Consider the following 20,887-nt stretch of genomic DNA (forward strand, 5'->3'; position numbering starts at 1 on the left):
CGGAGCCGGATATCTTCGTGGTGCTTGGGGAGTATGGAGTACCGGGGAACGAGTTCGACTTGGGAGGTGGCCTCGCGTGAGCCAGGCCCGCGACACGCAGGAGCATCTTTCCATCGTGGTCGTGCACGACGACGATGAGCGCGTGCGGGTGAAGCTGGACGGGATACTGGATCATCACACCGCGGCGGAACTGGCCCGCCGCGTCGAGGAGGCCGCCGCGCCGTCCGCCCGCGTGATCCTCGATCTGGAGGGCATCGCCTTCTGCGACTCCCTCGGCCTCAACACCGTCATCACGCTGTGGAAGCGCGCCCGCGCGGGCGGCGGTGAACTCGTCCTCACGCGCCCTCCCGCGCTGATGCGCGATCTGCTCTCCAGCACCGGCCTCGACACGCACATCACCATCGAGCCGTCCTGACGCCGGGACGGGCCGCGCCCGTCCCGGCGGTGCGAGCCGTCAGGAGGAGGCGGCCAGGAAGGCGATGAGGTCCTGGCGGGTGATCAGGCCCTTGGGGCGGCCGTCCACGAGGACGACGGCGGCGCCGGACTTCTCCAGCACGGCGACGGCCTTGGTGACGGGCTCGCCCGATCCCAGCGTGGGCAGCGGCGGCGACATGTGCGACTCCAGCGGCTCGGCCAGGCGGGCGCGGTCGCGGACCAGCAGGTCGAGCAGGTCGGACTCGACGATCGAGCCGACGACCTCGGCCGCCATCACCGGCGGCTCCTCCTTCATGACCGGGAGCTGGGACACCTCGTACTCGCGCATGATCGAGATGGCCGTCTGGACGCTCTCGTGCGGGTGGACGTGGACGAACTCGGGGAGCCGCCCGTCCTTGCGGGTCAGCACCTCGCCGATCGTCGTCTCGTCGGTCGTGGGGGCGAGGAAGCCGTAGTCGCGCATCCAGTCGTCGTTGAAGATCTTGGAGAGGTAGCCCCGGCCGCCGTCTGGCAGCAGCACGACGATCACCGCGTCGGCGGGCGCCTTCTCCGCGACGCGCGCCGCCGCGACGACGGCCATCCCGCACGAGCCGCCGACCAGCAGCGCCTCCTCGCGGGCGAGGCGGCGGGTCATGCCGAACGAGTCCTTGTCGGACACGGCGATGATCTCGTCGCAGATGTCGCGGTCGTAGGTGCCCGGCCAGATGTCCTCACCGACGCCCTCGGTCAGGTACGGGCGCCCGGACCCGCCGGAGTACACCGAGCCCTCGGGGTCGGCGCCGATGATCCGCACCCTGCCGCCGGAGACCTCCTTGAGGTAGCGGCCGGTGCCGGAGATCGTCCCGCCGGTGCCGATGCCCGCGACGAAGTGCGTGATCTTCCCCTCGGTCTGCTCCCACAGTTCGGGGCCGGTCGTCTCGTAGTGCGAGAGCGGGTTGTTGACGTTGGCGTACTGGTTCGGCTTCCAGCCGCCGGGCGTCTCGGCGGCGAGCCGGTCCGACACCGAGTAGTACGAGTCGGGGTGCTCGGGCGCGACGGCCGTCGGGCAGACGACGACCTCGGCGCCGTACGCGCGCAGCACGTCGATCTTGTCCTTGGCGACCTTGTCGGGGCAGACGAACAGGCACCGGTAGCCGCGCTCCTGCGCGACGATGGCCAGCCCGACGCCGGTGTTCCCCGAGGTCGGCTCGATGATCGTGCCGCCCGGGCGCAGCTCGCCGGACTTCTCGGCGGCGTCGATCATGCGGACGGCGATGCGGTCCTTGACCGAGCCGCCGGGGTTGAAGTACTCGACCTTCGCGAACACCTGCGGCCGGGTGGCGGCCACCTTCCGCAGCCGGACGAGCGGGGTGTTGCCCATCAGGTCGACCAGTGATTCGTAAACGTGCACCGCAGGCGTCCTTCGTGGTCCGTGGAGGATTCGGATAGATTCCCGTTTCCGAAGGTAGCCGAGATCCCACCTTGCGGGCATCACCACTCCAGGGGGTCGCATCGGCCTGGCGGGCAGGGAGGGTCGAGCCATGTTGCTTCGAGCGTTGCGGGCGCGCCGGATCGCCACCGCCGCCGCGTACGGCGGCGGGGGGATCACCGCCGTGGGCGGGTTCACGGTCGGGCTGGTCTTCGTGGAGGCCCGGCTCGCCCGCAAGATCATCCAGGCGACGCCGAGCACGCCGCCGCCCGTCGCGGACGGTCACTACGGCCCGTCCGGCCCCGCGCCGCTGTCCTTCGTGATGCTCGGGGACTCGACGGCGGCCGGCCTCGGCGTCGGCTCCCCGGACGAGACGCCCGGCGCGCTGCTGGCCGCCGGGCTGTCGGCCATCTCCGGGCGCGGCGTGAAGCTGACGAACGTGGCGCTGTCGGGGTCGCGGTCGGCGGCGCTGGACGGCCAGGTCGAGCGGGCGCTGGCGGCGCGGCCCGACGTCGCCGTCATCATGATCGGCGCGAACGACGTGACGGCGCGCGTCTCCCCCGCCGAGTCGGTGGGGCACCTGGTGCGGGCCGTGGAGCGGCTGCGGGACGCCGGGTGCGAGGTCGTCGTCGGCACCTGCCCCGACCTCGGCTCGGTCAAGCCGCTGATGCAGCCGCTGCGCTGGATCGCCCGGCGGGCGAGCCGGCGGCTGGCCGCCGCGCAGACGATCGTCGTCGTGGAGCGCGGCGGGCGCTCGGTCTCGCTGGGCGACCTGCTCGGCCACGAGTTCGCCGCCGACCCGCTCGGCATGTTCAGCGACGACCGCTACCACCCCTCCGCGCGCGGCTACGCCGCCGCGGCGGCGGCGGTCCTGCCGTCCATGGCGGCGGCGCTCGGCCTCGACCCCGACTTCGACGTGGCGCCCGAGCCCCGGCGCGGGCGTCGTCCCGGCGTCCTGCCGGTCTACCTGGCCGCCGCCGAGGCCGCCGAGGAGCCCGGCACCGAGGTGTCGGCCGCGCAGCTCGTCGGCCACCGCCGCTGGGCCACGCTGCTGCGCCGCCGGTCGGTCCCCGACCCGGCCCCGGCCGAGCCCGGCGCCGCCTGACCGCTCGCCGCGCGGGGCGGACGGTTCGTCGCGTTCGGGTGTGGCGCGGCGGCCGGATCGGTAGCGTGGCGGGTCCTGGTGGGCCGGGCCGGGGGGCGGCGCCGGACTTTGTCATGAGGAGTGGTGTGGCTGTGGTTTCGCCTGCCCGGTGGCCGTCACGTAGCGCGCATGTCCGGACACGGCTCGCTTTGTGGGGAGTTCCGGTGGTCTTGGCCGCCGGGTGCGCGGTCGGGGCGGGGGCGGAGGACACGCGGGGCTGGACGGCGCGGGACGTCGACGTCGTCAGCCGCACGGTCGTCGGGGGCGGCGTCGTCGCCGTGACCGGGCGGCGGGGGGACGGCGGGCTGGAGACCGTCGTGTTCGACCTCGCGCGGGGCGAGCGGATGTGGCGGCGGGCGGCCGTCATGCCGGGGCGGCTGCCGACGATGGGGGTGCAGCCGCCCGCCGTCGTGGAGACGGGCGGCGGCGCGCTCGTCGCGGCCGTGGAGCCGCGCGACGCCGGGCGGTACCGGGCCGTGCTGTCGGTGCGGGACGCCCGCAGCGGCGCCGAGCGGTGGACGCGGCCGGTGCGGACGTCGTTCGGCCCGGCCGCGTGCGGCCCGAACGTGTGCCTGTCGGAGTTCACCACGCGTCCGGAGGCGCGGTTCGTCGCGCTCGACCCGGCGTCGGGACGGGTGCGGTGGCGGATGCCGGGAACGGCCGAGGTGCTCGACCAGGACGCCGGTCGCGTGGTGCTGTTCCGGCTCGCGCGGCGTCCCGTCGTGGAGGCGCGGCATCCGGGCACGGGCCGGACGCTGTGGCGCTACCCGGTGGAGAAGGGCGTCGGAACCGGGATCAGCCTGGCGGGCGGCTGGACGTTCGGCCGCGCCGGTGACCGGCTCGTCGGGTACGTCGCGCCGCCGTCGCGGCCGCACACGTCCGGTTTCGGGTTCTTCGCGCTGCGGGTGCGCGACGGCGCGCCGCTGTGGCACCGGCCCGGCCTGACGCGCGTGTACCCGGGCCCGAGCCCGGCGGTGGCCGTGCTGGCCCGCCCGCTGACCTCGCAGCGGACCTACGGCGGCTTCGAGCGCGTCGACCCGGCCGACGGCCGCACGGCGACCGTGCTGACCGCCGCCCGGACGCCGCGCGGCGCCTGGCGCCCGGCGTTCCCGGCCGACCTGTCCCGCGTCGGGTTCCTCGCGCCGGACGCGCCGGGCGCCGCGTACACGCTCTCGGGCGCCGAGGCCCCGACCGGCGACCTGCCCGCCTGGACGTTCTGCGCCGAACGCCCGGCGGAACTGCGGCCGGCGGGCGGGGCCCGCGGCTTCTACCCGGTCGCCGCCCTGTGCGCCTACGACCTGTCGACCGGCCGCAAGATCGCCGAGCCGGGCGTCCCGCCCGTCTGGTACACCGGGTCCGTCGACGGCCGCCGCCTGTGGCGCGACGAGCACGGCGCCCTGCATGCCGTCCGCGACGACCACGTGGACCGGCCCGGCATGTACGGCGCCTCCTAGCGCCGGGTCAGGGCGAGGCTCGTGCCGCGCACGGACGCGACGTGGCGCGTGTAGGCGCGGCGGCCGGAGGCGCGCCAGAGCGCGCGGGCGATGGGCGGGAGAGCGCCGAACAGCAGGGCGCGCTCCTGCGCGGTGGCGTCCTCCAGCATCGCGCCGAGGAAGATCAGGCGGCGGGAGCGCGGGACGGACGAGCGCCCGTGCTCGGCCAGCCGCTCCCACTCCGCGACGGTCAGGTGCTGCTCGACCAGCGGCAGGACGTCGCGTTCCTCCTCGTCCAGGTGCAGATCGAGGACGTCAGCGAGCGCCTCCAGGCGCTGCGCCAGCACGGCGCCGACGTCGGTGGCGCCGCCCGCCCAGCGCGGCAGCAGCGACCGCACCTCGTCGAGCTGCGCCGCCGCCGCGTCGTGCTGCGCCTGCATCCGCGTGACGAGCGAGGGCGCGAACGTCGTGCGCGCCGCGAGCAGCGGCCACAGCAGCTCGTCCTCGGAGGTGTGGTGGTGGTGCAGGCCGTCGAGGATCTCGGTGGCGTGCGCGGTGAGCACCCGGACGCGGGCGCGGTCGCGCGCCGGGACGGCGGCGACGAGCCGCGCCAGCAGCCGGATCTCGCGGCGGAACACGCGGTGGACGATCACCATTTCGCGCGTGTCGGGACGTGTGGTGGACATAGGTGAACCTCCCGTAACGCCGCCCGAACCCCCGTATAACGTCCGCGCGGCGTGCGCCCAGCCTGCGCTCCGGACCGTCCCGGGCGCACGGGACGAGCGTCCCCGGTCGGCCGGGATGCGCACTATTGGACAAGCCGTCAATGGTGTGACGCACCCGCCATGTACGCGCCCCGGGCCAACGGCTAGATTGCAGTTGACCGGCGAGTAACACCGACCGCCACCGAACATCCGCACGACAGGGAGTCCGATATGCCCGAGGCAGTCATCGTCGCGACCGCGCGCTCGCCGATCGGCCGAGCGTTCAAGGGGTCGCTCAAGGACATGCGCGGTGACGTGCTGACCGCCCAGATGGTCAGCCGCGCCATGGAGAAGGTCCCCCAGCTCGCCGCGAGCGACATCGACGACCTCCTCCTCGGCTGCGGCCTGCCCGGCGGCGAGCAGGGCTACAACATGGGCCGCGTCGTGTCGGTGCTGCTCGGCTGGGACGGCGTGCCCGGCGCCACGATCACCCGCTACTGTTCGTCGTCGCTCCAGACGACGCGCATGGCGCTGCACGCCATCAAGGCGGGCGAGGCCGACGTCATCGTCTCCGCCGGCGTCGAGACCGTCAGCCGCTTCGCCAAGGGCTCCTCCGACGGCCTGCCCGACACCGAGAACCCGCTGTTCGCCGACGCGCAGGCCCGCACCGCCAAGACCGCCGAGGGCGGCGGCGGCGTGTGGCACGACCCGCGCGAGGACGACCAGATCCCCGACGTCTACATCGCGATGGGCCAGACGGCCGAGAACGTCGCCGGGCTGCGCGGCGTCAGCCGCCAGGCGCAGGACGAGTTCGGCGTCCGCTCGCAGAACCTCGCCGAGAAGGCCATCGCCAACGGCTTCTGGGAGCAGGACATCACGCCCGTCACCCTGGAGGACGGCACGGTCGTCTCCAAGGACGACGGCCCCCGCGCCGGCACCACCTACGAGAAGCTGGCCGGCCTCCAGCCGGTGTTCCGCCCCGACGGCACCGTCACGGCGGGCAACTGCTGCGCGCTCAACGACGGCGCCGCCGCCGTGATCATCATGAGCGACACCAAGGCCGCCGAACTGGGCATCACGCCGCTGGCGCGGGTCGTGTCCACCGGCGTCTCCGGCCTGTCGGCCGAGATCATGGGCCTCGGGCCGGTCGAGTCGTCTAAGAAGGCGCTGGCCAAGGCCGGTCTGACGATCAACGACATCGACCTGGTCGAGATCAACGAGGCGTTCGCGGCGCAGGTGCTGCCGTCGGCCGACGAACTCGGCATCGACATCGACAAGCTGAACGTCAACGGCGGCGCCATCGCCGTCGGCCACCCGTTCGGCATGACGGGCGCCCGCATCACCTCCACGCTCATCAACAGCCTGAAGTTCCACGACAAGCAGTTCGGGCTGGAGACCATGTGCGTCGGCGGCGGGCAGGGCATGGCGATGGTGCTGGAGCGCCTCAGCTAGTCCACCGTCACGCTTCGTGACATCCGGTCGGCCCGGCCCCACCCGTTACCCGCGGGTAGGCCGGGCCACCTGTGTTTTTGGACGGCTTGGACGATCTCGGTCCGTAGCGGAATGGGCCCCCTCGGGGGGTTGCCAGGGCGCCGACGCTGTTGCAGAGTCGCAGCAAGAGCCCCCGGGACCTGGAGGTGCCAATGCCACTGAGCCACTCGCCGGACACCCATACCAAGCTCCTAGCCCGTATCCCCGTCGTCACCGGACGGGATCTCCCCGAGTGGTTCTCCGCGATCGAGGACGGACCGTCGTTCGCCCGCTGCGAGGAACGCAGCCACTGGCTCGCCGACGAACACGGCCTCTCCCACGGCTACGCCGCCGCCCTGGTCCGCGAGCACGAACGCGCCCGCCGCGAGCGGCACTACTGAGTTCATGGCCGCGCCTCCGGCGCGGCGGGGTCGGGGCCCTTTAAGCGTCGCCTCGGAGCATGATCGACCGCCGCTCCGCGACGTTCGATCATGCTCCGAGGCGACGCGGCCCCGACCCGTGACCCCTACGGCCCTGCATGCTCGGGCCGTCCTCGCGTGGTGTGCCGGGGTTCCGGCCCGCCGGCGGACTGTCTCCGGCCGCCGGGATCTGCGAGTCCCGGCTTCGGCGCCGAGCCGCCCCGGCACACCGTGCCCGGCCCCTTCCGGCCCAGCCCGGAAGGGGCCGGGTCTTCCGTATCCGCAGAAATCCGGAATGCGAGCGACACCCGCTTCGGCGCCGACACCACCGCGCCCGGAAGCACGCGGCGCCCGGCCGTCGCCGTCGCTCATCGGCACCGGGGCGGACTCAGCAGGACAACGCGGGCACCGGCCGCTTCGGCGCTGCCACCGCCCCGCCCCGGAGGCACGCGGCGCCCGTCCGGCGCCGCACCGCTCGTGCGTGCCTCGAGCGGGCTCAGTTCAGAAAATCGGTCAGTGTGGGTGCCAGTCGCTTCGGGGCCATCATGACCGCGCCGTGGTTGAGGCCCGGGAGGGTGCGGTGTTCGGCGGATGGCACGGCGGCGGTCAGTGCCTCGGCGGCGGCGTGGAAGCCCGCCGGGCTCTTGCCGCCGGTCAGCACGAGCGTCGGCGCGGTGATCCGTGACCACGGCTGCGGGGCGAACGGGCCGCCGCGCTGGGTGCCGTCCATGACCGCCAGGTCGTAGGGCAGCGTCGGCGCGAGCCGCTTGAGGCCCGCCCACGTGCCCGGCATCAGCCGCATCGACGCGACCAGGAAGGCGGGCATGCCCTGCGCCTCGCGCATGAACGCGCGGACCGCGTCGCCCCGCCGGTCGGCCGCGAGCAACGCGTCGATCCGGGCCGCGAACCCGTCCGGCGGGCCGAACCCGTTCGCGTCCCCGACGACGAACGGCGGCTCGTAGACGGCGACCCGCGACACGTCCAGACCCGAGGCGGCGGCGCGCAGCGCCAGCACGGCCCCGGACGACGAGCCGAACAGGGCCGCGCCGCCGCCCGCCGCCGCGTTGAGCGCCGCTATGTCCTCGATCTCGCGTTCGACCGCGTACGCGGGCCCGTCGCCGCTCGCGCCCCGGCCGCGCCGGTCGTAGTTGATCACCGTGTGGTGCTCCGCGAGGAGCCCGGCGAGCTTCCGGGCGTCGCGCCGGTCGGCCAGCGCCGACGCGACGAGCAGCACCGGCGGGCCCGAACCCTGCCGCTCGTAGGCGATCGCGGTCCCGTCCGCCGAGGTGACGGTGCCCTCCACGCGGGTGTCCTTCGCGGTCGTCGTCATGGTCGTTCTCCCTCGCACGCCGTTGGTTTCCCCATGTGACGGTCGCGGGGCCGGAAAGGAATCGGTCTCACCGGTCCACGACGGGCGGGAGCCCGAACCCGGGCAGCCGGTCCGGCCCGAACGACGTGATCGCGGTGACGCGGCCGTCCTCGATCGCGAGCACGTCCACGACCTGCGCGTGGAGCCGCCCGTCCGCGCCGGTCGCGTGCGGGGCCGAGGGGAACTCGACGTAGTGCGCGACGGCGGGCTGCCGGTTCGCGCCGGTGACGACGCAGCGCCAGCGGCCGTGGTACCACGACGACGCGGGATCGAAGACGCGCCCGGTGAACGCCAGCAGCGCGTCGCCGCCCGCCAGCCAGGCCGGGTGCGGCGGCATCGTCAGGCGCACGTCGGCGGCGAGCAGCGCCGCGAGCGCGCCCGGCTCGGCGCGCTCGTGCGCCGCGACGTACCGGCGCAGCAGCGCGCGCTCGTCGGCGCGGGCGGCCGGTGGACGCGTCCAGTCGGCCCGGCGTTCGGGCAGGTGAAGCCGCAGCGTCGCCCGCGCGCGTTGCAGGGCGCTCTTCACCGACGCGACGCTGGTGTCCAGCAGCTCGGCCGTCTCGGGCGCCGTCCAGCCGAGGACGTCGCGGGTGAGCAGCACGGCGCGCTGCCGGGCGGGCAGATGCTGGATGGCCACGAGGAACGCCAGCTCGATCGTCTCCCGCGCGACCGCCGCGGCGGCGGGATCGGCGTCGCCGGACCGTTCCAGGAGGCGGTCGGGGAACGGCTGGAGCCACGGGACATCGGCGGGCGGGGTGTGCGGCCGGGCGCTCGCGGCCAGCGGCGGCCCGGCGTAGGGCGCGGGACGGCGGCGGTCCCGGGCGAGCAGGTCCAGGCAGGCGTTCGTGGCGATCTTGTAGAGCCAGGCGCGGAACGTCGACCGCCCGGCGTAGCCGTCGCGGTGCCGCCAGGCGCGCAGCAGCGTCTCCTGGACGATGTCCTCAGCGTCGTCGTAGGAGCCGAGCATCCGGTAGCAGTGCACGCTCAGTTCCCACCGGTACCGTTCGGCGAGCGCGGCGAACGCGTCCTCGTCGCCCGCCCGCGCGGCGTCGGCCAGCGCCTGTTCCTCGACCATGTGCTCCCCCGGGGCCGAGCGTACCGCCGGGAAACGGCGCAGCCCGCGCCGGACGTCCGGCGCGGGCTGCGGAAGGCGGCGGGGCTAGTCGCGGCCGGTGAAGTACGAGAGGAGGCGGAGCAGCTCCAGGTAGATCCACACCAGGCTCAGGACGAGGCCGAAGGCGCAGTACCAGGCGAACTTCTCCGGGGCGCGCTGGTTGACGCCCTGCTCGATCGCGTCGAAGTCGAGCAGCAGGAAGAAGCAGCCGACGAGGATGGCGACGACGCTGAACACGTAGGCGAGCGGGTTGGACGCGTCACGGATGCCGATGCCGTTGTCGGCGCCGAACACCGAGAACAGCAGGTTCACCAGCATGAGGCCCACGAGGCCGAAGCCCGCCGCGATGACGAACTTGGTGAACTTGGGCGTGACGCGGACGATGCGCAGCGCGTAGACGGCGAGGGTGGCGCCGAAGGCGAGCGCGGTGCCGATCACCGCCTGGAACACGACGCCGTTGTACAGGTCGTTGTAGGCGCTGCTGACCAGCCCCACCAGCACGCCGTACACGGCGGCGAACGTCAGCACCAGCGGCGCGTTGGCCTTCTGCCCGAACGTGATGAACGCCCAGATGCCGAGCTGCGCGATGACCGCGACGGCCAGCACCGGCAGCGTCAGCGACGCGGGGACGAGCACCCACGCCAGCGCGGCGGTGACGATGAGCGTGCCGAGCGTCGCGAAGCCGCGCACGACGACGTCGTCCATGGTCATCGGGCGCGAGACCGGCGGCGCCTGCTGCGGGTGGGGCTGCCCGTAGGCGTCCTGGCCGTACTGGTTCAGAGGCTCGGACGGACCCCAGCCCGCCGACTGCCGGCCGACGTTGCTGCCCCGGAACGCCGGGTTCCTGCTCTCCACCTTCAGCCTCCAAACGCCACCACAGCTTTCGATGAGTCTAGACGTCGGAGCACCCCTGATCGTTCCCACCGCCCGCCACCTGTGGATAACGAAACAGGAACGCCGTACGCCGGACGGCGACGGCGGGACGTCGCCCGGCGGCGTACCCGGCCCGCCCGCGACGGGGACCGCAGGCCGATCGACCGCGCGGGCGCCGCCGCCTAGCGTGGCGGACATGGCACTCCCTTCGCAGCTCAGCGCCCTGAACAAGCCGCTGGTCCTGGGGCTGGCGGCGCTCGCGCTCGTCCGCCCGGTCTTCTCGATCACCGGCTGGAGCGACGACCTCGGCAGGCCCGCGACGCCGCTGCTGCTCACCGCCGCGATCACGGTGGCCTGGGTGCTGATCGCCGGGCTCGGCCGCGTCCGCGACCCGGTGCTCACCTGCGTCGCCGCCGGGCTGGTCTACGCGGTCGCGACGATCGTGCTCAGCGCCGTGCTCTCCCCGATCCTGGACGGCGAGCTGCGCGGCCCGCTCGCACAGCCGCTGTCGATCGTGCCGCTGCTGGTCGTCAACGCGCTGTGGGGCCTGGCGGCCGGAGCGCTCGCGTTCGCGCTGCGGCGCGCGCGGGGAAGGGACCGGCGTGACCGGGACCGGTCGTACTAGGTGCCCCTGGTCGGACTCGAACCGACACATGAAGCTCTTTTAGGGAGCCCGCCTCTGCCATTGGGCCACAGGGGCGGCGCAATCATACCCCCGCGGGGCGTCGCGCATCATCCCGAAAGGACGGCGCGGCCCTCCACGAGCGTCGCCCCGGCGCGGCCGTCGCGGTCGCGGCGGATCGCCTCGATCTCGTGCACGCCGACGCGGCCGCTCTCGCACGCCAGCGCCGACGCCGCCAGGTACAGCAGCCAGACGCGGGCGCGGCCCTCCCCCGCCAGCTCGGCGCACTCGGCCCAGTGCCGGCGCAGGTTCGCGGCCCAGGCGCGCAGCGTGCGGCCCTGGTGCTCGCGCAGCGCGCTGACGCCGCGCACCTCCAGCCCGGTGTCCTCCAGGGCGCCGACGAGTTCGCCGAGCGTGTGCAGCTCGGCGTCCTGCGGGAAGACGTAGCTGGTGGTGAACGTGCGGCGGGCCTGGTGCGGCCCGGGGCGGCGCGCCTGCTGCTGGAGCAGCACGCGGCCGCCGGGGGCGAGCAGCCCGTACAGGCGCGGGACGATCGCGTCGAGGCTCTCGATGCCGCCGAGCCCGACGATGGCGTCGTAGGGGCCGCCGCCCGCGACGTCCAGGTCGCCGGTGCGGACGTCGACCCCGGCCAGCCGGGCCTTGCCGATCGCGTCGGCCTGCTCGCCGGTGCGGGCCAGCGCGACGACGCGGGCGCCCTCCTCGACGGCGCGGCGCGCGAACGCGCCCCACCCGGCGCGCAGGTCGAGGACGCGGGCGCCGGGGAACAGCCCGAGTCGTTCCACGACGGAGTCGAGCGAGGCGCGCTGTGCGGCGGCGAGGTCGACGGCCTGGTCCCACCGGCCGCAGCCGTGTTCCAACCCGCGTCCGAACATGCGCAGGAAGAAGTCGGTGGGGGCGTGCAGCGGCCCGCCCTCGCCGCCCCGGCCGGACGCGGTGAACTCCTCCGCGGGCGGGCGCGGCTCGGGTCCGACGGCGCCGAGCATCACGGCGGTGCGGACGATCTCGCGCTTGTCGTCGCCGGTCAGCCGGATGGGCTCGTCCCCGCTGCGCATGACGCGCTGGACGGCGTCGAGCGCGCCGAACAGGTCGCCCTCGATGTCCAGTTCGCCCGCGACGTAGGCGCGCACGATGCCCATCTCGCCCGGTTTCCACAGCAGGCGGCGCAGCGCGCGCCGGTGCCGCAGCACGAAGACGGGGGCACCGGCGGGCCCGACGGAGCTGCCGTCCCAGGCGCGGACCCGGACCGGCAGCTCACCGGTGCCCGCGGTCTCCTCGCCGAGCAGGATGCGGGTGAGCAGCGGGGCGAGGCGTCCGGCGACACCGTCCTGCATGCTCCGACCCCTTCCCCCGCAACGGTCCAGCCCCTAGACGGCCTGGTCGCGGCCCGCGAGCTCGAACTCCTCGCGCGGACGTTCCAGTTCGGCGAGCGAGACGATCTCGCGCCGGAAGAACAGCGCCAGGGTCCAGTCGGCCGTCACGCGCATCTTACGGTTCGCGGTCGGCATGCGTGACAGGTGGTAGGTGCGGTGCATGAACCACGCGGGCACGCCGCGCAGTTTCAGGCCGTACACGTTGGCGACGCCCTTGTGCAGGCCGAGGCCCGCGACGGAGCCCACGTAGGAGTGCACGTAGGGCTTGCGGGGCCTGCCGCGCAGGTCGGCGACGATGTTGTCCGCGAGCCGCTTGGCCTGCCGGACGGCGTGCTGCGCGTTCGGCGCGGTGAACTCCCCGGTGTCGGACAGGTCCGGCACGCGGGCGTTGTCACCGGCGGTGTAGACGCCGTCCAGGCCCTCGACGACCAGTTCGGCGGTGGCCTTGACGCGGCCCTTGTCGTCGATGGGCAGGTCGCTCTGCCGGACGACGGGGTGGGCCTTGACCCCGGCGGTCCAGACGAGGGTGCCCGCCTCGAACTCCTCGCCGTCGCTGAGGACGATGCGGCGGTGCTCGGCGGACTTGAGCATCGTCTCCATCCTGACCTCGATGCCGCGCTTGCGCAGGGCCTCGGCCGTCCACTGCCCCATCTCGGGGCCGACCTCGGGCAGGATGCGGTCGGCGGCCTCGACCATGACCCACCGCATGTCGTCGCCCGTGATGCCGGGGTACCACTTGCAGGCGTCGCGGGCCATGTCCTCCAGTTCGGCGATGGCCTCGACGCCCGCGAAGCCGCCGCCGACGAACACGAACGTGAGCGCCTTGCGGCGGATGTCCGGGTCCTCGTTGGACGCGGCGATGTCGAGCTGGTGCAGGACGTGGTTGCGCAGGTAGATGGCCTCTTCGACGGTCTTGAAGCCGATGCCGCACTCCGCGAGGCCGGGGATCGGCAGCAGCCGGGAGATCGAGCCGAGCGCGACGACGAGGCGGTCGTAGCGCATCTCCAGCTCGGGGCCGCCGTCCTTGGCCCCGGCCGGGCGGTAGGTGAGGCACTTCCCGCCGTGATCGATGCCCGTCACGTAGCCGTTGCGGACGCGGCAGCGCCGCAGCACCTTGCGCAGCGGCGCGACGACGTGCCGGGGCTCCAGGTTCCCGGCCGCCGCCTCCGGGAGGAACGGCTGGTAGGTCATGTAGGACTGGGGGTCGATGACGGTGACGACGATCTCGCCGCGCTTCAGCTCGCTCCGCAGCTTCCGCTGGAGGCGCAGCGCCGTGTACATACCGACGTAGCCGCCACCGATGATCACGATGTGTTCCGGTGAGCGCTCAGGTGACATATCGCCTCGTTACCCCCACAACGGGACGCTGCACGCAGAAGTGACCCGCCTTACACCCCGAACCCCGGCGCCGTTCCCGGCATCTCACCTTGAACGACGGTGCCGGACAGGGCCGCGGGGGCGCCCTGCCCGGCCCGCTCACCGCGCGGCCAGCTCCTTGGCGCGCTCGAAGACCGCGTCCAGCATGGGGGCGGTGACGCGGCCGGTGAACGTGTTCTGCTGGCTCGGGTGGTAGCAGCCGAGGAGCGTCACGGGCGGGCCGTCCGGGGCGCCGATCTCCACCTCCACGCCGTGGCCGAAGGCCGGACGCGGGCGGGGCGGCGCGTATCCGGCGTGCTTCAGCGCGGGCCACACGCCCTGCCAGGCGAAGCCGCCGAGCGCGACGACGCAGCGCACCGACGGGCGGACGTCGGCGACCTCGCGGGCGAGCCACGGCAGGCAGGCGCGGCGCTCGTCGGGCGTGGGCTTGTTGTCGGGCGGGGCGCAGCGGACGGCCGCGACGACGCGGACGCCGCGCAGCTCCTGCCCGTCGTCCGCGCGGACGCTGGTCTCCCGGGCGGCGAGCCCGACCCGGTGCAGCGACGCGAACAGCCAGTCGCCCGACCGGTCGCCGGTGAAGATGCGGCCCGTCCGGTTCCCGCCGTGCGCGGCGGGGGCCAGCCCGGAGATGAGGATGGACGGGGCGTCGGCGCCCCAGCCGGGCACGGGCCGCCCCCAGTACTCCTCGTCCGCGAACGCCCGCCGCCGCTCGACGGCCACCTTCTCCCGCCACGCCACCAGCCGGTCGCACGCCCGGCACACCGACTCCCGCGCGACGACCTCCCGCAGATCCGGCGCCGACGCGGCCAGCTCGGCCACCTCCCGCGCGTCGTGCGCAACCGGTGTCGCCGCCGTCGCCGGATCGCCCGGCCAGCCGGTCCCCGGCGGCACGTACGGCGCGTTGCCCGTCGTCATGATCCCGGGGTCAGACCTGGGACCAGGCGATGCCGTCGAGGATGTCGTGCTCGCTGACGACGACGGCGCCGAAGTGGTACTCGCGCATGATGCGGTCGAGGATGAGGGCCCCGGCGCCGATGACGTCGATGCGGCCCGGGTGCATGACGGGGATCTTGGCGCGGGTCTCGCGGGTGGCGTGCAGCAGGTCGCGGGTGACGTCGTGGACCTGCGGCGCCGTGATGCGGGACAGGTGGATGCGGCCGGAGTCGTACGCGGGGAGGTCGAGGGCGATCCCGGCGACCGTCGTGACCGACCCCGCCAGACCGACGAGCGTGCGGGCCTCGTCCACCGGGACGGCGGCGCGGACCTCGTCCAGGGCGGCGTCGATGTCGGCGGCGGCGGCCGTGATCTGGTCCGGGGTGGGCGGGTCGCCCCGCAGGTGCCGCTCGGTCATCCGGACGCAGCCGATGTTCACCGACAGCGCCGAGCGCACCGACGCCGAGCCCAGCACGAACTCCGTCGAGCCGCCGCCGATGTCCACGACGAGGTACGGGCCGGGCGGCGCCAGCTCGGCCAGCTCCCGGGTCGCGCCGGTGAACGACAGCGCGGCCTCCGCGTCGCCCGTGACGACCTCCGGCTGCACGCCGAAGATCTCCACGACGCCCCGGACGAAGTCGTCCCGGTTGGCGGCGTCGCGCGTCGCGCTGGTGGCGACGACGCGGGTGCTCACCGCGCCGTGCCGGGTGATCAGCTCGGCGTAGCCGCGCATCGCGGTGAACGTGCGCTCCAGCGCGGCGGGCGACAGCCGTCCCGTGCGGTCGACGCCCTCACCGAGCCGGACGATCTCCATCCGCCGCTCGACGTCGGTGAGCGTGCCGCCGTCGCCGCCGCCCTCGATGTCGGCGATGAGCAGCCGGACGGAGTTCGTCCCGCAGTCGATCGCGGCCACCCGCGTCATCGCTTCTCCCCGTTCTCGGTGGTCGCGGCGTCCCCGTCGCACGGCGGAACCGCCACGCACGGCCCGGACCGCCACCAGTCGGGCAGCTCCGCCAGCCCCTCGCGACCGAACGGGTTCGCGTCCGGCACGGCCAGCTCGTGCGCGATCAGCGCGTGCAGGCACTTGACCCGCTCGGGCATGCCGCCCGCGCTCTGGGTGCCCTCCGGCAGCGGCTCGATACCGTCCTCGCGGGCGGCCTTATCGCGGCGGGCCAGGTAGTCGGCGTGCGCTCCGGCGTACTCGGCCGCCAGCGCCGGTTCCGCGCCGAGCCGGTCCTGCATGCCGCGCATGACGCCCGACCCCTCCAGCGTCCCGATCGCGGACGCCGCCTTCGGGCACGTCAGGTAGTACAGCGTCGGGAACGGGGTGCCGTCGGGCAGCCGCGGCGCCGTCTCGATCACCGCCGGGAGGCCGCACGGGCAGCGGTACGCCACCCGCCGGATGCCGCGCGGGGTGCGGCCGAGCTGCGCCGCGACCGCGGCCTCGTCACGTTCGTCGATCATTGTCCGCCGTTCGGGGTGGTTCAGTGCGGCCGGTCGGCGGCCTCGACGGACCGCCACAGCGTCTCGTACCACGGGGGCCGCCGCTGCGGACCGGCGTCGCGGGCGCGGCCCTCGTCGTCGGTGCCGCCGTCCAGGACGATGTAGCACTTCTCGTCGGGCATGCAGTAGTGCAGCCGCCGCCGCGCCTCGCGCTCGATGTGGGCGCGGTCGCCCAGGCGCTGCTTGCGCTGGGCCAGTTCCTCGACCTGCTTGCGGGCCTTGTGCTCGCGGGCCTGGAGCGCGGCGATCTCCTGCCGCTGCGCGACGTACTCGCGCACCGGGTAGGCCAGGCTGAGCGCGATGGCGCAGACGACGACGGCGAGGATCGCGGCGCGGCTCGTCAGCGCGTGCGCGCGGCGCGGACGGCCCGGACGCGTCTGCTCGTCCCGGCCGTCCGGTGCGTCGCCCTGCCGCGCCATCGCGGGGCTCAGCCCTCGGCGGTGAAGCGGGGGAAGGCGCGGACGCCGGCGTAGCGGGCGGCGTCGCCGAGGGTGTCCTCGATGCGCAGGAGCTGGTTGTACTTGGCGACGCGGTCGCTGCGGGCCGGGGCGCCGGTCTTGATCTGGCCGCAGTTGGTGGCGACGGCCAGGTCCGCGATGGTGGTGTCCTCGGTCTCGCCGGAGCGGTGGCTCATCATGCAGCGGTAGCCGCTGGTCTGCGCGAGGGTGACCGCGTCGAGCGTCTCGGTGAGGGTGCCGATCTGGTTGACCTTCACCAGGAGCGCGTTGGCGGTGCTCGACGCGATGCCGCGCGCGAGCCGCTCGGGGTTGGTGACGAACAGGTCGTCCCCGACGAGCTGGACGCGGTCGCCCACGGCGTCGGTGAGGGCCTTCCAGCCGTCCCAGTCCTCCTCGTCGAGGGGGTCCTCGATGGAGACGAGCGGGTAGGCGCCGAGGAGTTCGCCGTAGTAGGCGGCCATCTCCTGCGCGGACTTCTTGCCGCCCTCGAAGGCGTAGGAGCCGTCGGCGTGGAACTCGCTGGCGGCGACGTCGAGCGCGAGCGCGATGTCGCGGCCGGGGGTGAAGCCCGCCTTGCGGACGCCCTCCATGATGAGGTCGAGCGCGTCGCGGTTGCTCGGCAGCTCGGGGGCGAAGCCGCCCTCGTCCCCGAGGCCGGTGGCCAGGCCCTTACTCTTCAGCACCGACTTGAGCGCGTGGTAGACCTCGGTGCCCCAGCGCAGCGCCTCGGAGAAGGTGGGCGCGCCGATCGGCGCGATCATGAACTCCTGGACGTCGACGCTGGTGTCGGCGTGGGCGCCGCCGTTGAGGATGTTCATCATCGGCACGGGCAGCAGGTGCGCGTTGGGGCCGCCGACGTAGCGGAACAGCGGCAGGCCGGCCGAGGCGGCGGCGGCGCGGGCGACGGCGAGGCTGACGCCGAGGATGGCGTTGGCGCCCAGCTCGGACTTGGCGGGCGTGCCGTCGAGGTCGATGAGGAGCTGGTCGATGAGGCGCTGTTCGTCGGCGGGGTAGCCGACGAGCCGCTCGTCGATGGTGTCGTTGACGGCCTTGACGGCGTTGCGGACGCCCTTGCCGCCGTAGCGGTCGCCGCCGTCGCGCAGCTCGACGGCCTCGAACCGCCCGGTGGACGCGCCGCTGGGAACGGCGGCGGACGCCTCGGTGCCGTCGGCGAGCAGCACCTCGACCTCGACGGTCGGGTTGCCCCGCGAGTCCAGGATCTCCCGGGCGAGGACGGCCTCGATCGACGACACGGCGGCTCCCTGTCTTCCAGCTCCGCCGGAAGGTCCGGCGGCAGTGCGGGACCAGCCTATCGGCGGCGCCCGGGGAGCGCCCACCGGGCTCGCGGCGGTTCCCCTGCCAAGCCCGGCGAAACGGTCATGAGCTGCCGACTTGACGAACGCATTACCTATCTTATCTACTGTGCACGTCAATCCGACTTGATAAGTAGGGAATGCCGCCCATGCACCGTAGGTTCCGCAGCCGGCTCGTCGCCGCAGCTCTGGTCGTCCTCGCCGGATCGGGAACTCTGACCGCGTGTGGCGGTGACGACGGGAACGAGGGCGGCGCCGCCCAGCCGCTCCGCCTCGGCTACTTCCCGAACATCACGCACGCCACCGCGCTCGTGGGCGTCGAGAAGGGCATCTTCGCCAAGCACCTCGGCACCGCGCCCAAGACCGCGACGTTCAACGCGGGCCCCGCCGCGATCGAGGCCGTGTTCTCCGGCGCGATCGACGCCACGTTCATCGGGCCGAACCCGGCCATCAACGCCTGGTCGCGCTCCAAGGGCCAGGCCATCAAGATCTACTCCGGCGCGGCGTCCGGCGGCGTCTCGCTCGTCGTCAACCCCGACAAGGTCAAGGGCCTGGACGACCTCAAGGGCAAGAAGATCGCCACGCCGCAGCTCGGCAACACCCAGGACGTCGCGATCCGCTACTGGCTCAAGCAGAAGGGCCTGACCGCCAACAAGGACGGCAGCGGCGACGTCAAGGTCGTCCCGCAGGAGAACGCCCAGACGCTCCAGACCTTCGCCCAGGGCAGCATCGACGGCGCCTGGGTGCCCGAGCCGTTCGCGTCCCGGCTCATCCTGGAGAACAAGGGCAAGAAGATCCTGGACGAGAAGACGCTCTGGCCGAACGGCAAGTTCGTCATCACCCACCTGATCGTCCGCCAGGAGTACGCCAAGAAGAACCCCGAGCAGGTGAAGAAGCTCGTGCAGGGCGTCGTGGAGGCCACCGACTTCCTGAACTCCAACGAGGCCGAGTCGAAGAAGGCCGTCAACGACTCGCTCACCAAGCTCAGCGGCAAGCCGCTCAAGCCGGAGGTCCTGGACTCGGCCTTCAAGGAGATCGAGTTCACCACCGACCCCGTCGCCAGCTCGCTGACCGGCGGCGCCGAGCACGCCGAGGCCGTCGGCCTGCTGGAGAAGACCGACCTGAACGGCATCTACGACCTCAGCATCCTCAACCAGATCCTCAAGTCGAGCGGAAAGGCAGAGGTCAGCGACAAATGACAGAGGCCGCCACGGCCGCCCCGAGCCGGTCCGCCGCTTCCGCGGCGGTCCGGCTCGGCGGTGTGTCCAAAGCATTCGGGTCGGGTTCCACGGCGCTGCTGGCGCTCGACAACGTGTCCCTCGACGTCGCCACCGGCGAGTTCGTCTGCCTGCTGGGCGCGTCGGGCTGCGGCAAGAGCACGCTGCTCAACCTCGTCGCCGACCTGGACCGGCCGAGCGCCGGGACGATCGACGTCGGTGACGCCCGCGTCGCGCTCATGTTCCAGGAGCCCGCGCTGTTCCCGTGGCTGAACGTCACGGCGAACATCGAGCTGGCGCTGAAGATGCGCGGCGTTCCGCGCGGCGAGCGCCGCGAGCGCGCCGCCGAGCTGCTGGAGTCGGTGCACCTGCGCGACTTCGCCCGCAAGCGCCCGCACCAGCTCTCCGGCGGCATGCGGCAGCGCGTCGCGCTCGCCCGCGCGCTGGCGCTGACCGTGTCGGCCAAGGACGGGCGCGGCACCGTCCTGCTCATGGACGAGCCGTTCGGCGCCCTGGACGCCATGACCCGCGACCTGCTGCACGACGAGATCGAGCGGATCTGGCGGGAGCGCGGGCTGACCGTGCTGTTCGTCACCCACAACGTGCGCGAGGCGGTGCGGCTCGGTGACCGGGTCGTGCTGCTGTCCAGCCGTCCCGGCCGCGTCGTCGAGCAGTTCGACGTGCCGATGGACCGGCCGCGCCGCATCGACTCCCCCGAGGTGTCGTCGCTGGCCGCCCACATCACCGACCGGCTGCGTGAGGAGGTCGGCCGCCATGGCGTCTGACACCCGGGGGACCGTTCCCGCCGCGGACGTCGCGCCGCCCGGCGCGAACCTGCAACGCGAGATCGCGGGCCTGGACGCGCTGGAGCTGGCGGGCGCGACGCGGCGGGCCGGACGGCTGTCGCGGCTGTGGTCGGCGCTGTGGCCGATGCTGTCGGCCGCCGCGATCGGCGTGGTCGTCTGGCAGCTCGTGGTGTGGAGCGGCTGGAAGGAGCCGTGGGTCCTGCCCGGACCGGCGGAGACGCTGCCGATCTTCTTCGACCAGCTCGGCAACGGGCGGTTCTGGGAGGCGGTGGCGCTCACGATGCAGCGCGCCGTCGTCGGGTTCGCGGCGGCCATCGCGATCGGCGTGCTCGTCGGCGCGCTCGTCTCGCAGTTCCGGGTGCTGCGGCGCGCGTTCGGCTCGCTGATCACCGGTTTGCAGACGATGCCGTCGATCGCCTGGTTCCCGCTGGCGATCCTGCTGTTCCAGCTCAGTGAGAGCGCGATCCTGTTCGTGGTCGTGCTGGGCGCGGCGCCGTCGATCGCCAACGGGCTCATCGCGGGCGTGGACTACACGCCGCCGATCCTGCTGCGGGCGGGCAAGGTGATGGGCCTGCGCGGCCTCAACCTGTACCGGCACCTGATCATGCCGGCGTCGCTGCCGTCGTTCGTGGCGGGGCTCAAGCAGGGCTGGGCGTTCGCGTGGCGGTCGCTGATGGCGGGCGAGCTGCTGGTGATCATCGGTGACACGACGTCGCTGGGCGTGCTGCTGTCCCAGGCGCGGGAGCTGAACAACACCGCCGACATGATCTCCTACATGATCGTCATCCTGGTGATCGGCATCGTGATCGACCAGCTCTTCGGCGTCGCGGACCGGTCGCTGCGGGCACGCTGGGGAATGGACCTGGACCGGGCCTGATCCCCCGGCACGGCGCCCGGC

Annotated in this window: 21 protein-coding genes and 1 tRNA gene; 9 read left to right on the top strand and 13 right to left on the bottom strand. The window is 73.5% G+C overall.

Going from position 1 to position 20,887, the window contains the following annotated elements:
* Window positions 1-76: 76 nt before the first annotated feature.
* Entirely contained in the window at window positions 77-415 is a 339-nt protein-coding gene (locus C229_RS33930) for an STAS domain-containing protein (protein ID WP_018653075.1), read from the top strand.
* 39 nt (window positions 416-454) lie between these two features.
* Here C229_RS33930 and C229_RS0100275 read toward each other — a convergent pair whose 3' ends face one another.
* Complete coding sequence (locus C229_RS0100275; protein WP_018653076.1) at window positions 455-1,825, bottom strand: cystathionine beta-synthase; 1,371 nt, start codon at window positions 1,823-1,825, stop codon at window positions 455-457.
* A gap of 130 nt (window positions 1,826-1,955) precedes the next feature.
* On the opposite strand from C229_RS0100275, the gene C229_RS0100280 reads away from it, so the two are divergent.
* Entirely contained in the window at window positions 1,956-2,948 is a 993-nt protein-coding gene (locus C229_RS0100280) for an SGNH/GDSL hydrolase family protein (protein ID WP_033423873.1), read from the top strand.
* Between the two features lie 203 nt (window positions 2,949-3,151).
* Window positions 3,152-4,441 (top strand): outer membrane protein assembly factor BamB family protein, encoded by a 1,290-nt coding sequence (locus tag C229_RS0100285; protein ID WP_018653078.1) that lies wholly within the window; start codon window positions 3,152-3,154, stop codon window positions 4,439-4,441.
* Here the strand turns inward: C229_RS0100285 and C229_RS0100290 are convergent.
* Window positions 4,438-5,106, bottom strand: a complete 669-nt coding sequence (locus C229_RS0100290) for a hemerythrin domain-containing protein (protein ID WP_018653079.1) — start codon at window positions 5,104-5,106, stop codon at window positions 4,438-4,440. The genes C229_RS0100285 and C229_RS0100290 overlap by 4 nt on opposite strands.
* Window positions 5,107-5,355: 249 nt before the next feature.
* Between C229_RS0100290 and C229_RS0100295 the strand changes: the two genes are divergently transcribed.
* Together C229_RS0100295 and C229_RS0100300 are read left to right on the top strand one after the other, a co-directional pair.
* Entirely contained in the window at window positions 5,356-6,576 is a 1,221-nt protein-coding gene (locus tag C229_RS0100295; RefSeq protein ID WP_018653080.1) for an acetyl-CoA C-acetyltransferase, read from the top strand.
* 191 nt (window positions 6,577-6,767) lie between these two features.
* Window positions 6,768-6,995: a DUF4287 domain-containing protein gene (locus C229_RS0100300; protein WP_018653081.1), complete on the top strand. Its 228-nt coding sequence runs from the start codon at window positions 6,768-6,770 to the stop codon at window positions 6,993-6,995.
* 514 nt (window positions 6,996-7,509) lie between these two features.
* Here the strand turns inward: C229_RS0100300 and C229_RS0100305 are convergent.
* The 3 genes from C229_RS0100305 to C229_RS0100315 form a co-directional block, all read right to left on the bottom strand.
* The gene (locus C229_RS0100305) at window positions 7,510-8,343 is read right to left on the bottom strand and encodes an alpha/beta fold hydrolase (RefSeq protein WP_018653082.1); all 834 of its coding nucleotides are present in this window, start codon (window positions 8,341-8,343) and stop codon (window positions 7,510-7,512) included.
* Between the two features lie 67 nt (window positions 8,344-8,410).
* Window positions 8,411-9,457, bottom strand: a complete 1,047-nt coding sequence (locus C229_RS0100310; protein ID WP_018653083.1) for an RNA polymerase subunit sigma-70 — start codon at window positions 9,455-9,457, stop codon at window positions 8,411-8,413.
* Window positions 9,458-9,541: 84 nt separating this feature from the next.
* Window positions 9,542-10,351 (bottom strand): Bax inhibitor-1/YccA family protein, encoded by an 810-nt coding sequence (locus tag C229_RS0100315; RefSeq protein ID WP_018653084.1) that lies wholly within the window; start codon window positions 10,349-10,351, stop codon window positions 9,542-9,544.
* Window positions 10,352-10,565: 214 nt separating this feature from the next.
* Here C229_RS0100315 and C229_RS0100320 point away from each other — a divergent pair, with 214 nt between their 5' ends.
* Window positions 10,566-10,994 (top strand): hypothetical protein, encoded by a 429-nt coding sequence (locus C229_RS0100320; protein WP_026313328.1) that lies wholly within the window; start codon window positions 10,566-10,568, stop codon window positions 10,992-10,994.
* Between the two features lies 1 nt (window position 10,995).
* Here C229_RS0100320 and C229_RS0100325 read toward each other — a convergent pair.
* The 8 genes from C229_RS0100325 to eno form a co-directional block, all read right to left on the bottom strand.
* A tRNA-Leu gene (locus C229_RS0100325) sits at window positions 10,996-11,069 on the bottom strand.
* A gap of 32 nt (window positions 11,070-11,101) precedes the next feature.
* Window positions 11,102-12,343, bottom strand: a complete 1,242-nt coding sequence (locus C229_RS0100330) for a class I SAM-dependent methyltransferase (protein WP_018653085.1) — start codon at window positions 12,341-12,343, stop codon at window positions 11,102-11,104.
* Window positions 12,344-12,376: 33 nt separating this feature from the next.
* A complete protein-coding gene (locus tag C229_RS0100335) occupies window positions 12,377-13,663 on the bottom strand; it encodes an NAD(P)/FAD-dependent oxidoreductase (protein ID WP_420804637.1) in 1,287 nt (428 codons plus the stop codon).
* Between the two features lie 195 nt (window positions 13,664-13,858).
* Window positions 13,859-14,674, bottom strand: coding sequence for a uracil-DNA glycosylase (locus tag C229_RS0100340; protein WP_018653087.1), 816 nt, complete (start codon window positions 14,672-14,674; stop codon window positions 13,859-13,861).
* A 10-nt stretch (window positions 14,675-14,684) separates the two neighbouring features.
* A complete protein-coding gene (locus C229_RS0100345) occupies window positions 14,685-15,614 on the bottom strand; it encodes a Ppx/GppA phosphatase family protein (protein ID WP_018653088.1) in 930 nt (309 codons plus the stop codon).
* Window positions 15,611-16,156: a DUF501 domain-containing protein gene (locus tag C229_RS0100350; protein WP_018653089.1), complete on the bottom strand. Its 546-nt coding sequence runs from the start codon at window positions 16,154-16,156 to the stop codon at window positions 15,611-15,613. Before C229_RS0100350 ends, C229_RS0100345 begins: the two co-directional genes overlap by 4 nt.
* A gap of 20 nt (window positions 16,157-16,176) precedes the next feature.
* Window positions 16,177-16,614, bottom strand: coding sequence for an FtsB family cell division protein (locus tag C229_RS0100355; RefSeq protein ID WP_018653090.1), 438 nt, complete (start codon window positions 16,612-16,614; stop codon window positions 16,177-16,179).
* Window positions 16,615-16,622: 8 nt separating this feature from the next.
* Window positions 16,623-17,906 (bottom strand): phosphopyruvate hydratase, encoded by a 1,284-nt coding sequence (gene eno / locus C229_RS0100360; RefSeq protein WP_018653091.1) that lies wholly within the window; start codon window positions 17,904-17,906, stop codon window positions 16,623-16,625.
* A 209-nt stretch (window positions 17,907-18,115) separates the two neighbouring features.
* Between eno and C229_RS0100365 the strand changes: the two genes are divergently transcribed.
* From C229_RS0100365 to C229_RS0100375, 3 genes are read left to right on the top strand one after another with little or no spacing between them, the layout of a single operon-like run.
* A complete protein-coding gene (locus tag C229_RS0100365) occupies window positions 18,116-19,165 on the top strand; it encodes an ABC transporter substrate-binding protein (protein ID WP_018653092.1) in 1,050 nt (349 codons plus the stop codon).
* The gene (locus C229_RS0100370) at window positions 19,162-19,968 is read left to right on the top strand and encodes an ABC transporter ATP-binding protein (protein ID WP_018653093.1); all 807 of its coding nucleotides are present in this window, start codon (window positions 19,162-19,164) and stop codon (window positions 19,966-19,968) included. Before C229_RS0100365 ends, C229_RS0100370 begins: the two co-directional genes overlap by 4 nt.
* Complete coding sequence (locus C229_RS0100375) at window positions 19,958-20,866, top strand: ABC transporter permease (RefSeq protein WP_018653094.1); 909 nt, start codon at window positions 19,958-19,960, stop codon at window positions 20,864-20,866. Before C229_RS0100370 ends, C229_RS0100375 begins: the two co-directional genes overlap by 11 nt.
* Window positions 20,867-20,887 lie beyond the last annotated feature (21 nt).

The organism is Actinomadura flavalba DSM 45200 (assembly GCF_000374305.1).
GTDB lineage: Bacteria > Actinomycetota > Actinomycetes > Streptosporangiales > Streptosporangiaceae > Spirillospora > Spirillospora flavalba.